General features: G+C 63.3%; 10 protein-coding genes and 2 pseudogenes. 6 read left to right on the top strand and 6 right to left on the bottom strand.

The genetic code is table 11. The annotated features are described in order from the left end of the window. Positions 1 to 28: 28 nt before the first annotated feature. A pseudogene (locus ACN27D_RS01345) lies at positions 29 to 1862 on the bottom strand (IS481 family transposase). A gap of 93 nt (positions 1863 to 1955) precedes the next feature. Next, on the bottom strand, positions 1956 to 2246 hold the full coding sequence (locus ACN27D_RS01340) for a hypothetical protein (protein ID WP_358178010.1): 291 nt from the start codon (positions 2244 to 2246) through the stop codon (positions 1956 to 1958). Positions 2247 to 2791: 545 nt separating this feature from the next. Here ACN27D_RS01340 and ACN27D_RS01335 point away from each other — a divergent pair. Further along, positions 2792 to 3004 carry a winged helix-turn-helix domain-containing protein gene (locus ACN27D_RS01335; RefSeq protein WP_244933293.1) on the top strand — a complete coding sequence of 71 codons (213 nt, stop codon included), beginning with the start codon at positions 2792 to 2794 and terminating at the stop codon, positions 3002 to 3004. Between the two features lie 1973 nt (positions 3005 to 4977). On the opposite strand, the gene ACN27D_RS01330 is transcribed toward ACN27D_RS01335, so the two are convergent. The 3 genes and pseudogenes from ACN27D_RS01330 to ACN27D_RS01320 form a co-directional block, all read right to left on the bottom strand. After that, complete coding sequence (locus ACN27D_RS01330; RefSeq protein WP_421501085.1) at positions 4978 to 5670, bottom strand: transposase; 693 nt, start codon at positions 5668 to 5670, stop codon at positions 4978 to 4980. A gap of 242 nt (positions 5671 to 5912) precedes the next feature. Continuing rightward, positions 5913 to 6209 (bottom strand): hypothetical protein, encoded by a 297-nt coding sequence (locus ACN27D_RS01325; RefSeq protein WP_421498305.1) that lies wholly within the window; start codon positions 6207 to 6209, stop codon positions 5913 to 5915. A 238-nt stretch (positions 6210 to 6447) separates the two neighbouring features. Continuing rightward, positions 6448 to 7380, bottom strand: a pseudogene (locus ACN27D_RS01320) (sensor histidine kinase); the annotation flags it as partial. A 395-nt stretch (positions 7381 to 7775) separates the two neighbouring features. On the opposite strand from ACN27D_RS01320, the gene ACN27D_RS01315 reads away from it, so the two are divergent. From ACN27D_RS01315 to ACN27D_RS01295, 5 genes are read left to right on the top strand one after another with little or no spacing between them, the layout of a single operon-like run. Beyond that, a complete protein-coding gene (locus tag ACN27D_RS01315) occupies positions 7776 to 9278 on the top strand; it encodes an ABC transporter substrate-binding protein (RefSeq protein ID WP_421498304.1) in 1503 nt (500 codons plus the stop codon). Further along, positions 9275 to 10207, top strand: a complete 933-nt coding sequence (locus ACN27D_RS01310; protein WP_421498303.1) for an ABC transporter permease — start codon at positions 9275 to 9277, stop codon at positions 10205 to 10207. The genes ACN27D_RS01315 and ACN27D_RS01310 overlap by 4 nt, the downstream gene beginning before the upstream one ends. After that, positions 10207 to 11196 carry an ABC transporter permease gene (locus ACN27D_RS01305; RefSeq protein ID WP_421498302.1) on the top strand — a complete coding sequence of 330 codons (990 nt, stop codon included), beginning with the start codon at positions 10207 to 10209 and terminating at the stop codon, positions 11194 to 11196. Before ACN27D_RS01310 ends, ACN27D_RS01305 begins: the two co-directional genes overlap by 1 nt. Then, positions 11193 to 12164, top strand: a complete 972-nt coding sequence (locus ACN27D_RS01300; protein ID WP_421498301.1) for an ABC transporter ATP-binding protein — start codon at positions 11193 to 11195, stop codon at positions 12162 to 12164. Before ACN27D_RS01305 ends, ACN27D_RS01300 begins: the two co-directional genes overlap by 4 nt. Then, positions 12161 to 13123 carry an ABC transporter ATP-binding protein gene (locus tag ACN27D_RS01295; RefSeq protein ID WP_421498300.1) on the top strand — a complete coding sequence of 321 codons (963 nt, stop codon included), beginning with the start codon at positions 12161 to 12163 and terminating at the stop codon, positions 13121 to 13123. Before ACN27D_RS01300 ends, ACN27D_RS01295 begins: the two co-directional genes overlap by 4 nt. Here the strand turns inward: ACN27D_RS01295 and ACN27D_RS01290 are convergent. After that, complete coding sequence (locus tag ACN27D_RS01290; protein ID WP_421498299.1) at positions 13118 to 14074, bottom strand: LysR family transcriptional regulator; 957 nt, start codon at positions 14072 to 14074, stop codon at positions 13118 to 13120. The genes ACN27D_RS01295 and ACN27D_RS01290 overlap by 6 nt on opposite strands. Positions 14075 to 14257 lie beyond the last annotated feature (183 nt).

Below are 14257 nucleotides of genomic sequence, written 5' to 3'. Positions count from 1 at the left end.
TTGCCCGGTGCCATGGGATAAGGGTGCGTTACGAGAGCCGATCGGAGGAGGGGCTTTCCGACGGGTAGGACGTCGAGGTGGCGCGCCGTTGCCGGCGGCTCCGGTTTACGGGCCTTGAATCGTGCGATGGGCTTGGTGTGGTTCGGGAGACTTCGGTGAGGAGCTGGTTGCCGCCGTGGACGCGGAAGGTGGTGTCGGGCGGCTTCGACGGTGAGGGCGCGGCCGGCGTGGGCGATGCCGATGTGGATGCGTTGGCCGGCGATGACCGGAGATCCTCGGCAGCTGACACGGCGTTCGACCCGGACCGGTGATGGTGCCGGGGTGGTGGGGGTCCGGCGGGGCGGGCGTCGCGGATGCGGGCGGCTTCGGCGGATGTCAGCGGGTTGGGCAGGCTGCGCAGCAGGGCGCCGTCCGCGGTGATCTGCATGAGGCCGCGATCGAGGCGGACCGTGATGCGCCGGCCGGCGAAGTGGTAGCCGACGGGGTGTTGCCGTCCGGCGAGGCCGATCAGGCCTGTCGCGTTGACAAGTCGTTCCACCTTAATCGCGGCGCCAGCTTGGACGCTGCCGGTGGTGATCGGTGGCAGCCCGGCGGGTTGGCCGTCGTCGTCGAGGAGCTGACGCAGGTGGTCGGGGGTGAGCCGGGACGGGACGGTCTTGAGTCGGACGGCGTCGATGAGCAGGTGGAGACGGTCGTGTCGGCCCAGAGCGTGACCGGCAGACCGGCCCGGGTGGGGCTGAGCCAGAACTGTTGCCCGCAGACGGTGAGGTTGCCCGAGGCGGGAACGATCCGGGTGACCTCCACGGCCAGGCCGACATCGTCGCCGCTTGGCACTGGCGCGGCTGCGACGGAGGCTGACCCATGGGCCGGCGGTGGCGCAGGCAGTGGCTTCCCGGGGGGCGGGGTTCGTGGTGGTCAGCGCCGGTGGAAGCTGCATCGGCAGATGCTCGTCTGCAGCAGAGGCGGTGAACTGGTTGGACGGGAACGCCATGCCGAGGGACTGGTGCGGCCGTTCGGTGTTTTGTTCGTGCGGAATACGTCGATCGCTTCTTGGACTTCCTCCGGGGTGGCCCAGACGTCGATGTCGTCGAGGAGTTCGCGTTGCAGGGCTTGGTGGAACCGTTCGGTCTTGCCAGTGGTGGTGGGTGAACGGGGCTTGGTCAGCCTGTGGGTGATGCCGTTCTCCCGGCAGAATCCGGTCGAACATCACCTCCCCACCGCCGCGGCCGAACCGGGCAGTGAACTGCTCGCCGTTGTCCGTGAGCACCTCCTCGGGAACCCTGAATCGTTACAGGGCCTCAACGAAGGGAGACAGACGGCCCGGCCGGTGGCCCGCCGAACCACGGCGGCGATGACGCGGAACCGGGAGTGATCGTCAACGCCGGTGACGACCTTCGCCTCACGACCGTCAGCCAGCCGGATACCGCCAACGATGTCCAGCTGCCACAGTTCCATCGACCGGCCAGGGTCCCATCGCCGGTAGTCCTCCCGCCGACGCCGGCGAGGCATCGGATCTACCACGCCGTGCCGGATCAACACTCGATGCACCTTAATCCGCGAAGAGATCGATCCGGGACAGTCGCGGCGCCCGAGCTCATAGACGAGGCGATGGGCACTCCAACAGGGATGGTTCCGGCGCAGCTCACAGATCAGCGCCTCCACCTCAGGAGCAGCCTGGCCAGGCAAGGAACGCGGACGGCTGGACCGGGTCGGCAAGCACTTCCAGGCCCTCGTCCTGATACCAGGCCAGCCAGCGATGCACCGCGCTTGGCGAGGGACTCTGAATCGTTCGGCGACGTCCGTGACCGTGGATCCGGCAAGCACGTCCTGGACGTTCGGTACCGCAGCTCCATCACGCTCATCTCCACCAACACTCAGCGGAGTGTTACCCAGGTCGTGCCAGCGATGTGTCACGCAGGTCCCGAGACCGGACAATTTTCCCGTGTCGGCGTTGCTTATGCGCGTTGAAGCAGTGGATGGACGACAGCGCGCACAATCACTAAGGTCCAGCCCAGATTCGCTTCGGCAGTGCTAATGACCGCCCGCTCTGCGAGATACAGGGCGGTGGCAACGGTTGCGGTTTCCGCGTCCAGCTCCACCAAACACCGGTTCTGCGTCACAGCTGGATGTACCACGACGTTCATTGCGTGGCTGCGATTGGACCATGTCGTCAGCTCCGCGCGAAATTGTACGACAAAGCAAGGGAAAGGTGCTGATCTTTCCGTTTGCTCCGCTTCCACGGTCAAGGCAACATGATACGCGCTCACGAGCGCTCCCGTTCGACTGGGCAGGGCCATGCATCCCTGGTTCGCCAGCTGGACACTGACTGACGAACGGACAGCGCCCGTGCCTGTCTGGCTGCGCAAGGCAAGCCAGTGCGGCCTGTTCGCGCGCAACGCGCCATGCCGCTTGACATCGCGGAACCTGCCTGAGGGGATGGGTGACCGTGGCTGATTGCTCTCGAACACCGAAGTTGAACCTCCACCCGAACCAGCGCATGGCCAATACCGGGATGCGGGGCCCGGCATGAAGGCGCGATGCGCAGGGATGACGAGCCGCTAGAAACGCGCGCCAACGATTCCCCCAAGTGTCAGCCATGGACCGGGAGTCGAGCCGCCGACTCGACTCCCGGCTGAGCAGCCTGTGCCCTTGGCGCCAACCCAGGTACACCTGACGACCACTCACAGCTACAGTATGTGCACCTAGTTCACGCGGTCAACGGGAGAGTTGAGTGAACCTAGTGCGCGTGATCTCATCGGGGCGCCAACCCAGGAGTGACATGCCCCAACGAATGACCTACCGCCAGATCGCAGACGACATCGCCGCCCGCGTCGCCACCGGTGAGTACCCGCCAGAGACGAAGATCCCCTCCTACAGTCAGTTGTCAGCGCTCTACAGCGTCTCGATTGCCACCGTGCAACGAGCCATCTTGGTGCTCCATGCCAAGGGAATCGTCTATGGCGCGCCTGGAAGGGGGGTGTACGTCAGAGGCGAGGACTCCTAACTTTGAGAGAGCGGACATTACGCTAGATTGCCGGACACGCAACATGTGTCCAGTTGTGGGAGCGCACCCGCGCAACCGGTTCTGCATCTCAGGCAGTGGCTAAGCCCAGGTCAGCCGCCATCGTCGGGACTGGCCCATGTTGCGCCATTTGCACAAAGCGTCAACGGTGTCCCCTCCCACTTAAGGCGTGCCTAAGTCATTGCCGCCGCCCGGCGCTGTCTCGGCGCCGTTGCACTGCTCTCGGCGGGATCTTCGCCTGGCCGCTAGGCGCCTACCTGGAGTCGTGTGGTACTGGGTGGAACGAGCGCCGACCGGTAGCGCTCGGGTTGCGAGATGGCTGCGGATAGGGACTGGGAGACGCCCTCTCCCGCCCGAGGCCCACGGGTCGGCGTGGCGTGCGCGGCGGTTCGTTCGGCTCGCTGGCATGGCAGACACCCGGGAGCAGCCGCACTTGCCGAGCGCGAGGAGTGGCCGCCGGCCGCGGTGCTCGTGTCGGTCGGCATGGCTACGCCGTCTTCACCGGGGTTCCGAGAGGGTGGGAGGAATCGAAGCACCACCAGGGCGGGTGGCCCAGCTGGGAATGCCACAGGCCGTCAAGGTGCAGCAGGAGGCCCGCATCGCGCTTGGAGCCTCTTGCGCCCGGCTGGGGCCCAGGGGTGGGCTCTGAGCGCATCCCAACCTGTCGCCTCGGCCCCTCAAAGCCTCCGGTTTTCCATCGCCCGACGTGCGAGGGGGAGGATGTGCCGACTTGCCGCAGTATCTATTGACTAAGTGAACTAGGCTCACATAATCTCTCGACGCCCTGACATCTTGTCTCCTGCGCGGGGCGAAGGGTGGAGGTCCCTGGCCTGAAGGCGACCGGGTTATCCACTCTAGAGACTCTTCCCGCCGATCGGCGCAGTAGTTCGACCGCTCAGACGAGAAGGTTCGAGAGATGCTCCAACGCCGCTTCGTCGCGAAGATAAGTCGTCGCATGGCCAGTATGCGCGCGGCGAGGCGGCCCAGCAAGAACCAGACCGATCATGTGTGAGTGCGCCACAGTCAACGTTAGAGAGGTGAGGGGTGCTGTGTTCCGCCGTCCCGGCTCATCGCGCTCATCCTGGCTCAGGATTAACCCTCGCGGCCGATTGGCTTCGAGGTGTAACGCCCCACAATCTGCCGACACCCGTGACGATCGCAACCAGGGTGAAGCCGTCGCCGGTCAGTTCTTTCCGATTGACCTTTACGATGCGCTTATAGAGCTGACGTCCGCCGGGTGGCGAATCACCTATCGAGATGCGCAATCGGCTCGACTCACCTGCGGCTGGAGGGGTTTAGCGGTCATCGCAGTTCCTGAAGGCGTGGCATGGTGGCCGGTAGCTAGTCAGCGCACCCAGATTGTGATGCTTGCCGGGAGCGCTCTGCTCGCGGCCTGCGCACTCTCAGTTTGACGCTGACTGAGGCCATCAGGAGCAAGCCGTACGTCACGACACTCCGCCATTGCTGAATTCCGGAGGTTGCAGTATCAAACCCCCGCTGGCGGGTTGCTTCGTTCGAAGGGAGAGAATTCCCTTGTCGAAGCGCATCTCCCTAGGGAGTGCTGAAGGAGCGGCCGCGGGTGATCTATCGATCGTACTGGGGTCGCCGCCAGGCGAACATCGTTTGCGAAGCCGCTAGCGACTTGATGATTGCTCGATCCATTGCGGAATTTGTGCTGCTCCATATCGAGGATTCGCGGCGGCGACTGCCTCAAGAGTCGCGCTTAAGTCGGGGGCGGCCGGCTTGCGGGACAGGAACGGCGCTCGCCCGTCGAAGCGACGGCGCGAAGTGCTGCTGGGTCGGCCGCGGGCCGGCGGGCACCAGAGCTGAGGATCGCGCCGTTCTCTAGGCGCATCCACGCGATCTTGTCGATGATGGTCATGCTTGACGCTCCCTGTGGCTTGTCCCGGGTGGGCTATGCGACGTCGCTGTCCGGACGCTCGACGAGTTCGCCGTTAATGACGGTAGGCGCCGGCGGGGCCAGGGCGAGCAGGTGTGGTGCGTTCACCGCCCGCCGCCGATCCTGCACGGACTCGATGAGCCTGAACGCCATGGCCAGGCCGGCGGCTCGGCTGCCGATGCCCTTGAGTGACCCGGTTGCGGTGGCGCACCGTGACGAAGGTCGGTTCGATCGGGTCCGAGGCGCACAGATGGATCCACTGCTCGGTGGGGAGAGAATAGAACTCGCAACTCGTCGAGGTGTTCGATGAGCTTAGCGACAGGCTTGGGCAACTTGAGGCAGTAGGCGTCAGCGAACGAATTCGCCGCGGCGTGGGTGTGCCGATTGCCCTCGGCGTTGTAGACCCAGCCAGGGCGGCCCTTGGCGCCCGGATGAGCGGACTTGGGTAGCGCGGCCAGGACGTTAGCCGTCTTGCGCACCCAGTCGCGCTGCCCGCGGGTGTCGGAAAGACCTCTTGCAGCGCAGCACAGAAGCCAGGCGCACCGTCACTGACCGCGAGAACCGGCACCTGCGCACCTCGACGAGCGCAGTCGCGCAGCAGCTCAGCCCACGGGCAGGTTGACTCTCGGTAGCCGTCAGCCAGTGCGACCATCTCCTTCCAGCCGTCGGCGCGGACCTCGACGACCACGAGCAGCTTGTCCTCCTCTAGGCGCACGTTGGTGGCGATACCGCCGGCCCACCCATACATGTAGTCGAAGGTGGACAAGTCCAGGGCCGGGACGAAATCATCGGGCGCCAGATCATCCAGGTAGAGCAGAGGTAGCTTCCGCTACCTTCGCGGCTCTTGCCGGCACCCACGGCGGCAGGACCACCGACCGGAACCGCTTCCGCTGCCAGGTCCGGGTCGACCCGTCTGTCCTGGACCCCGCGGCGACCGCACCCGCACCGCGCCCAGCCGAGGTCATCACTTCCCTCGGCTGGGCGCGGCCGTTACGCACCGCCAGCCGCCAGCCGCCAGCCGCCAGCCGCCAGCCGCCAGCCGCCAGCCGCCAGCCGCCAGCCGCCAGCCGCCAGCCGCCAGCCGCCAGCCGCCAGCCGCCAGCCGCCAGCCGCCAGCCGCCAGCCGCCAGCCCTGCTGGTCAGGTTCGACCGCCAGTTCGGCCAGTTGCGCGTCGACCTTCGCCTCCAGCGCGGCGGCGAGATTCGCCGGGCGCCCTCTCGCACGATGTCATCCAGCAGCGGGACGCCCTTGCGCGTCGTCCCGTCCTCGGCGACTACGGTCAGCATTGGCCTGCCTTCCCGACCGAGGCGCCAACGTCGGCCTGACTCGAGATCATCGACCGCTCATCGGGGAGGTACGCCGCTTCCCAACCGATCCACAAGTCCCAATCAGCTTTCCCCGGTCGTCGGCTGATGGTTGATAATCGGTGGGTGGGCGGCCGAGAAGGCACGTAGCGGAAGGTCACTCGCTGGACTGGGGTGACTTCCGCGGCAGCGCCAACTTCACCCGGAAGGTGACCCCACGGCCCGGGTGTCTCTCAGCCGCGTCAATCACGGCCTGGTTTTCTGGCTCGGCCCGCAGCCGTAGCTCTACCGCGGCGTCCGGTGGGGTGTGGGCAAGCGCGTTGGGCATCAGGTTTCCGACCACCTGTCGCAGGCGGCGTCGTCGCCGAGTACGACCAGCGGCCCGCTGCCAGGCTCGATGTGAAGCTCGATGCGGCGCTCGGCGTCGATCGCCCCCGCCGCCTGGACCGCGTCGGAGCGAGGGCCGGCAACTCCACCGGCACCAGCGCGATCCGGCTTTCCCGGTCCATGCGGGCCAGCAACAGATCCTCCACCAGCAATCCCATCGGGGACGCCTCGTCCTCGGTACGGCGCAGCAGGCCGGCGGTCTGCTGCGGCTCTCGGCCGGCGCCCTGCCGGTACAGCTCGGCTAAGCCCCGGATCGTGGTCAGCGGCGTCCGCAGCTCGTGCGAGGCGTCCGCGATGAACTGCCGCGTCCACTCCTTCGAGGAGCGGACCCGCTCCTTGGACGCAGCCCCAGCGGTGAAGGCGGCCTCGCCTCGATCTGGGCGAGCATCGCGTTCAGCGCTCGGGACAGCCGGCCCCCTCTGAGGTCGGCGCCGGCCGTCCCTCCTCCGCGTCGGGCACCACTCGGTCAGATCACCGCCGGCGATGGCCGCTGCGGTCCGCTCGATCTCGACCAGCGGCTTGAGACTGCTACGCACCATCCCGGCGCCCACCGAGGCCAGGCTGAGCAGCACCGCCCCACCCGCCAGCAGGTCGATCCAGATCAGCTGCCTCATGGGCGATCCACGTCGGTGATGTGCTGCCCCACCGCCAGCACTCGGCCATCCGGCAGTTCCTGGTAGAGCATCCGCCACCGCCGAACACCCTTGGCACGGACAGCAAGCGCGACCCTCTCTAAATCCCGGGAACCTGTCAGATCGCGTTGTACGGAATCCACGTAATTCGCGGGCAAGCGATTATGACGGACTCGTCGGCCGCGCACAAGTAGGAGCGGTGGATGTTATGTGCAGTCATAGCATCCAGGCTTCGCAACCAATCCGATATCGGGAGAGGTGAAGATGAGGGTCAGCGGTTCATGCGTCAGCCACTCCGCCGGCGCAACTGTGCCCATCAACGACAAACTTGAATCTCCTGCAAGTGAACGGAGAATAGTACATGAAAAGATCTATAACTGCTGCGGGCGCGGCATTGGCCATGATCTTAGGGGGATGCGGAGCCAGCCCCACCGACCAGGAAAATGGGCGAACCGGTGGCCGAGGAGGGACGCTCATCGTTCTAGCCTCTGCGGACTTCGCTAATCTCGACCCGGCCCAGAACTGGACTATGCGGGATGTTCTGTTCGGCGGGCGAACGCTATATCGCACACTAACGGCCTATGCGGCCGCGTCTGGGTCCGAGGGCACAAAGGTTAGGCCCGACCTAGCCGAAGAGCTAGGGGTGCCGTCAGACGGAAACAGGACCTGGACATATAAGCTCCGATCCGGGGTCAAATTTGAGGACGGAAGCGTAGTCACTAGCAAAGACGTAAAGTACGGTATTGAGCGGATTTTCGCGGCGGAACTCCAAGAGGGCCCAGGATATCTCCGCGACCTGCTCGTTGGAGGCAAAAAATACGCCGGACCATATAAGGATCCGAGAGGGCTGCAATCGATTCTCACCCCCGACGATCGAACCATCGTCTTCGAGTTGATGAAACCCACGGCTGACCTAGACTACATCTTGGCGTTGCCCACGTCGGCTCCCGTGCGCAAGGAGAAGGACACTGGGGTGAAGTATGACTCAGCCATTTTCTCTACTGGGCCATATAAGATTGAAAGGTATGACCGAGGTAAGGAACTCGTCCTGGTCCGGAACTCCCATTGGGACCCGAGCACAGACTCGATCCGAAAAGCCCTTCCTGACCGAATTGAGGTGAAGCAGGGGCTTTCGAGTGCGACCATCGAGCAACGGCTCATAGCGGATCAGGGGCGGGACCAGCGGGCCGTGGCGTGGGCCGGAATCAGCGCTGCCAGCATGCCTCGCATCCTCAGCGATCCGAAGGTAAAGGATCGCTACGTTGCAGAGCCGAGCATCTGCACCCGCATGCTCACGTTCAATACTGCGAAACCCCCCTTTGACAACTTGATGGCACGTCAGGCTGTGGCCTATGGGATCAGCCGTGAGGCGTATAGGACCGCGCACGGTGGAGAAGGAGTCGGCGACTTCGCAACTTCCTTCATGCCGCCATCTCTCACGGCCGGTCAGAAGAATGAAGCCTTCCAGGCGCCACCAGAAGGTGATGTGACAAAGGCTCGCCGGCTCCTGGCTGATGCAGGGAAGCCCGAAGGGTTCGAAATCACATTAACCACCACTTCGACAGACACGGGCAGGGCCGAAGCCGAGGCCGTCCAATCTTCCCTGGCTCGCATCGGCGTTCGAGTCAAGATCAATTCTGTCGATGCATCGGTGTTCTACTCCACGACCGGAACCCCCGCCACAGCAGACGAATTGGTCTTCGATGGCTGGTGCGCGGACTGGCCGAACGGCGCTTCATTCATCCCGCAAAAGTTCGACGGCCGCAACATTCAGCCGAAGGGCAACAGGGTAATCAGCCAACTGAACGATCCGTCGGTAAACAAGCGTGTCGACGAAATCTTGGCCTTGACCGACGCGAATAGCGCGCAAAAAGCGTGGGGTGAACTCGACACGCAAATCATCCAGCTGATGCCTGCTGTTCCCCTGGTATGGGACAAGATGCCTCTGTTGCACGGGTCCAAGGTCACTGGCGTCTTCGGCCATCCAATCTGGCAAGGTGAGATCGACTACGCGGCGGTCTCGGTGGCATGACAGACCCACTTCCGGGACGGACCGAGGCGGGCTCCCCCGTCGGACCGTGGCGAAGACTCGTAGTCCGTGTATGGGCTCAGTCCGCCGCCAGGGTAGGGGTCGTGATTATAGCTCTATTCATCGCCCTGGCCGTCTTCGCCCCACTAATCACCGCCGTTATCGGCAGCGGCCCCAACGACTTCCACGAGGGCCAAATTGACAAGACGCTAGGCGGCCTTCCCAAAGGCCGGCTAGGCGGAGTAAGTGAGGATCATTGGTTGGGCGTCGAACCGGTTAACGGTCGAGATGTGTTAGCTCGCATCGTCTACGGGGCACGGATATCCCTCTTGATCGCGGTCCTCGCGACGGCCGTCTCCGTGATAGTCGGGACCGTGCTCGGAATGGTTGCCGGCTTCTTCGGCGGCTGGATCGACACGGCGATCAGCCGGCTGATGGACCTCGTGCTCTCCTTCCCCCAGCTCATCTTCATGATCGCGCTCGTAGCGGTGCTTCCGGACCAGGGCAGAACGATGTCACTGATCCTCGTGATCGGCTTCTTCGGCTGGCCCTACATCGGCCGTATCGTCCGGGGTCAAACACTGTCGCTACGGCATCGAGAGTTTGTCGAAGCCGCGTGGGCGGGCGGTCAATTGCGGGGAACAATCTTGTTGCGTGAAATTCTCCCCAACCTCACATCGCCAATCCTTGTATATGCTACGCTCTCAATTCCTGCCAACATCGGCACCGAGGCAGCTCTATCGTTCTTAGGCATCGGGGTGCAGCCGCCGACGCCATCCTGGGGCCAAATGATGCAGAAAGCGATGTCTTGGTATCAGGTAGACCCTATGTTCTTCCTCGTCCCTGGGATATGCCTGTTCCTAACCGTTCTTGGGTTCACCCTCTTCGGTGATGCGCTCCGCGACGCCACGGACCCGAAATCAGGAGTGTAGTGCTTTCCTATACGCTTCGCCGCCTGGCTGGCCTGCTCTTCGTGCTGCTGGCCATCTGCGTTGTCACCTTTGGCATCTTCTATATCTTGCCCAGTGATCCGGCCCTACAAGCCTGCGGCAAGAGCTGTACCACGGAACGCATCGAGCAACTGCATCATCAGATGGGCCTGGACAAACCTCTCTGGCAGCAGTTTGTGGATTACCTCGGCGGCATCGTAGGCGGACGAACATTAGGGACAGGTGAACTCGCGGTGAAATGCGAATTTCCCTGCCTTGGGTTTTCCTATCAGATGAACCGCCCTGTTTGGGAGCTCCTTCTGGACCGGCTGCCCACAACTGCATCGATAGCCGCTGGGGCGGCAGTACTGTGGCTCCTGCTCGGCTTGACTGCAGGTGTGATCTCCGCGCTACGGAAAGGCACCGCTTTAGACCGGTCACTCATGGCTGGCACGCTGACAGCAGCGTCATTGCCAGTCTACTTTACCGGCCTAGTTGCCCTATACCTAGTAGTACAGTTGGCTGGATGGCTACCATTTCCAAGCTACGTGGAGTTGACGGAAAGCCCGATTGCGTGGGCGCAGAATCTACTACTGCCATGGGCCGTGCTCGCCCTACTGTACGCAGCGATGTACGCACGGCTATCGCGCTCATCAATGCTCGAAACCCTTGCGGAGCCATACATCCGAACCGCCCGCGCCAAGGGCCTCCCTGAACGAACTGTCGTCGTTAAACACGCCATGCGCTCGGCGCTGACTCCCGTGATCACCATCTTCGGGATGGACCTGGCGACGCTTCTGGGAGGCGCGGTCATTACGGAAAGCGTCTTCGGCTTGCCCGGCGTAGGACAGCTTACGATCAACGCAATCAATACAGCGGATCAGCCGGTGGTCATGGGAGTGGCCTTGCTTTCTGCGTTCCTTATCACCGGTTTCAATGTGGTTGTCGACGTTCTCTATGCCGTCGCGGACCCGAAGGTGCGGCAATCATGAGCATGCTGGAAGTAACCGATTTGCGAGTGACGTTTCAGACCATTAACGGCGTCGTCTGCGCGGTTGACGGCCTGTCTTTCTCGCTCGACCGCGGCCAAACGCTTGGAATTGTCGGTGAATCCGGCTCTGGGAAGTCAGTTGCGAGTCTAGCGATAATGGGCTTGCACCGCGACGCGACTGTCGCCGGTTCGGTCCTCCTAGAAGGTACCGAGATCATCGGCGCATCTCAAAGAACCATAAGGCAGTTGCGCGGGCGGAAGGTGGCGATGATATTTCAAGATCCGCTCTCATCGTTGCATCCGGCGTACACGGTCGGAGAGCAGATAGCAGAAGCCTATCGGCTACACTTCGGCGCCGGCCGACGCGCCGCACGAGAACGGGCTGCGGAGTTACTCGACCACGTAGGAATTCCCGATCCGCATCGGCGGCAGGCAGATTACCCGCATCAGTTCTCCGGCGGTATGCGGCAGCGAGTCATGATCGCAATGGCTCTGTCGTGCGAGCCGGAGGTGCTGATCGCAGATGAGCCGACAACGGCACTGGATGTCACTGTGCAGGCACAGATCCTCGACCTCATCGTCGGAATTCAGCAAGAATTCGGTTTGGCTGTCCTAATGATCACTCACGACTTGGGCGTAGTAGCCCGAATGGCCGATAAAGTTATGATTATGTACGCTGGCCGCGCTGTGGAAGAGGGACCGGCGCCGACTGTATTCGAGACCCCGAAGCATCCGTACACCCGCGCTCTGCTCAACTCCATCCCCCACCTCGACCGCCCCCTTGCCGAGGCGCTAAGGCCAGTCGCGGGAAGCCCGCCCTCGCTGATGAGCCCGCCACCTGGTTGTCGATTCCACCCCCGATGCGGTGAGCGAACGACCGGCTTACCCTGTGACACACGGTCCCCGCGGCTGGCTAATGTCGGAGACGGGCACAGGGCCGGATGTCACTTGCTCGAGGTGAAGGGATGAGCGACGCGCTAATGGAGGTCGCCAGCCTGTCGAAGATCTTTCAGGGGCGCAGGGGAGCCGACCTACACGCTGTGGCTGATCTCGACCTCAGTGTCGATGCCGGGGAGGCGCTAGGCCTTGTCGGTGAGTCGGGATGCGGAAAGTCGACGACCGCGAGATTGCTCGCACGGCTGTTGAGCGCCACTTCAGGCAGCATAAAATTTGAGGGGCGCGACATTAGTAAGATCGGCAGGAGGGCCATGCGCCCGCTGCGGCGCGACGTTCAAATGATCTTCCAGGACCCCTATTCTTCCCTCAACCCGCGGCGCACAGTCGGCGAGATCATTAGAACGCCGTTAAGGATCTTGCGTCCCGAACTCGATGAGCGCAGTGCGGTGGCCCAGATTCTCGAGCGTGTTGGGTTGGCGCCCGAGCACGTTGACCGCTACCCACACCAGTTCTCAGGGGGGCAAGCGCAGCGCATCGGCATTGCTCGGGCTTTGGTCACACGCCCGCGTCTCCTAATTGCCGATGAGCCAGTTTCTGCCTTGGATGTCTCCGTTCAAGCTCAGATTATCAATATGATGAGCGAGCTTCAGCGGGAATTCGGCTTATCCTACGTCTTCATTGCCCATGACCTTGCCGTCGTCCGTCAGCTCTGCACGCGCATCGCGGTAATGTATCTCGGCCGGATCATCGAGATCGGTGCAAGGGAATCGGTGTACCAAGCCCCTGCGCATCCCTATACCAGCGCCCTGCTTTCGGCAGCGCCTCTTCCGCACCCAGCCACCGAGAGGGCGCGACAGCGGGTCGTGCTGCAAGGAGATCCGCCAAGCCCCGCCGCGCCGCCCCCCGGATGTGCATTCAGCCCGCGCTGTTTCAAAGCGCAAGGCCGGTGCTTCACTGATCGCCCCCGCCTCGAGCCGGTCGGCGGTAGGCTCGTAGCGTGCCACTACCCATCCACTGGTGCGGGATCATAGTGTGAAGCCAGGAGAGATTCGTTGTCGGACGGTCCACGCTTGGTAGTGCGGGGTTTGCGCGACCAGGTCCTGATAGGCCTCGCGTGCATAACGGTGCAACTGTGCGGCCAGCGGGGCCGCCGGACCTTCGCGCCGCCATACAACTAACTGTCGGACCCGGATTGGCGACCCTTCCAAAGGGCGGACGACCATCCCATACATGGGCTTCATCGTTGGCTGACAAATCGTTACGCCGACCCCGGCTGCAATCATGTCCTGAAGGTTCTTCTCCCCGAGAAACTCGTGTGTAACTGCGGGCCGGAAACCCGCCTGTTCGCACGAGCGATAGAAGACGCCGGGCCACCCGGCGCCGTCGTCGGGACTAACGAACCATGCTTCGCCCGCCAGTTCCCGCAACGGCACCTCCGTTCGGTGGGCGAGCCGGTGCCCAGCTGGCAAGGCCACGAAAGCTGGCTCGACGGCGAACGGCCGAGTATCCAACATCTCAGAGTCGCGCAGTTCGAAGCCCGGATAGTCCAGTACAAGGGCGACGTCCAACTTGTCTGATTCCAGCATCGCAAGAAGAGCCGCGATTCCGTACTCGGATCGAATGGTCACGCTAACGCCCGGCTGCTGCCTCGAAATCCTGGCGATCAACCCGGCTAGAACCGGTGTAGTTGTGGACCCGAGGCGAAGCGCCTTGCTGCAAGAATGCCGGCCGGTGCGGCGGCCCAGGGAGTCGACGCTGGTGAGGATTTGGCGCGCCCCCTCCACGATTTCGATGCCAAACGAGGTTGGTCGGACGCCCGAATTTGTACGCAGGAACAGCTCGCCGCCCATGAAGCGCTCAATGCGGCGCAACTGTGCGCTCAAAGCCGGCTGAGAGAGCCTGAGAGCTGATGCGGCCTTACCTAGGCTGCCCAAGTCGGCGATGGCGCAAAGGACGCGTAGATGGCGCAGTTCAAGCCTCATCGATGCAGTGCCGTCGCTGTCGGCGCAGCGCAAACCTCGGCTGACACTGCGGCATGGGCCTGCTTGGTTGGCTGCTCGTCGATCCGTTGTCTTAACCGGATTGGCGGCTCGGCAGGCACACGCCTTTGACGGCCTGGAGGCGGCAAGGTCTGGATCGAGAACCTCGCGGGCCCGGGTTGATGC

The organism is Micromonospora sp. WMMD1274 (assembly GCF_049179035.1).
GTDB classification, from domain to species: domain Bacteria; phylum Actinomycetota; class Actinomycetes; order Mycobacteriales; family Micromonosporaceae; genus Micromonospora; species Micromonospora tulbaghiae.
This window is presented reverse-complemented; position numbering and strand designations above follow the sequence as displayed.

Bases quoted from the DNA above. Each gene is read 5' to 3' on its own strand.
- ACN27D_RS01335 (WP_244933293.1), top strand. From the start codon at position 2,792: ATGACCTACCGCCAGATCGCAGACGACATCGCCGCCCGCGTCGCCACC.
- ACN27D_RS01330 (WP_421501085.1), bottom strand. From the start codon at position 5,670: ATGTATGGGTGGGCCGGCGGTATCGCCACCAACGTGCGCCTAGAGGAG.
- ACN27D_RS01325 (WP_421498305.1), bottom strand. From the start codon at position 6,209: ATGCTGACCGTAGTCGCCGAGGACGGGACGACGCGCAAGGGCGTCCCG.
- ACN27D_RS01315 (WP_421498304.1), top strand. From the start codon at position 7,776: ATGCGGGATGTTCTGTTCGGCGGGCGAACGCTATATCGCACACTAACG.
- ACN27D_RS01310 (WP_421498303.1), top strand. From the start codon at position 9,275: ATGACAGACCCACTTCCGGGACGGACCGAGGCGGGCTCCCCCGTCGGA.
- ACN27D_RS01300 (WP_421498301.1), top strand. From the start codon at position 11,193: ATGAGCATGCTGGAAGTAACCGATTTGCGAGTGACGTTTCAGACCATT.
- ACN27D_RS01295 (WP_421498300.1), top strand. From the start codon at position 12,161: ATGAGCGACGCGCTAATGGAGGTCGCCAGCCTGTCGAAGATCTTTCAG.
- ACN27D_RS01290 (WP_421498299.1), bottom strand. From the start codon at position 14,074: ATGAGGCTTGAACTGCGCCATCTACGCGTCCTTTGCGCCATCGCCGAC.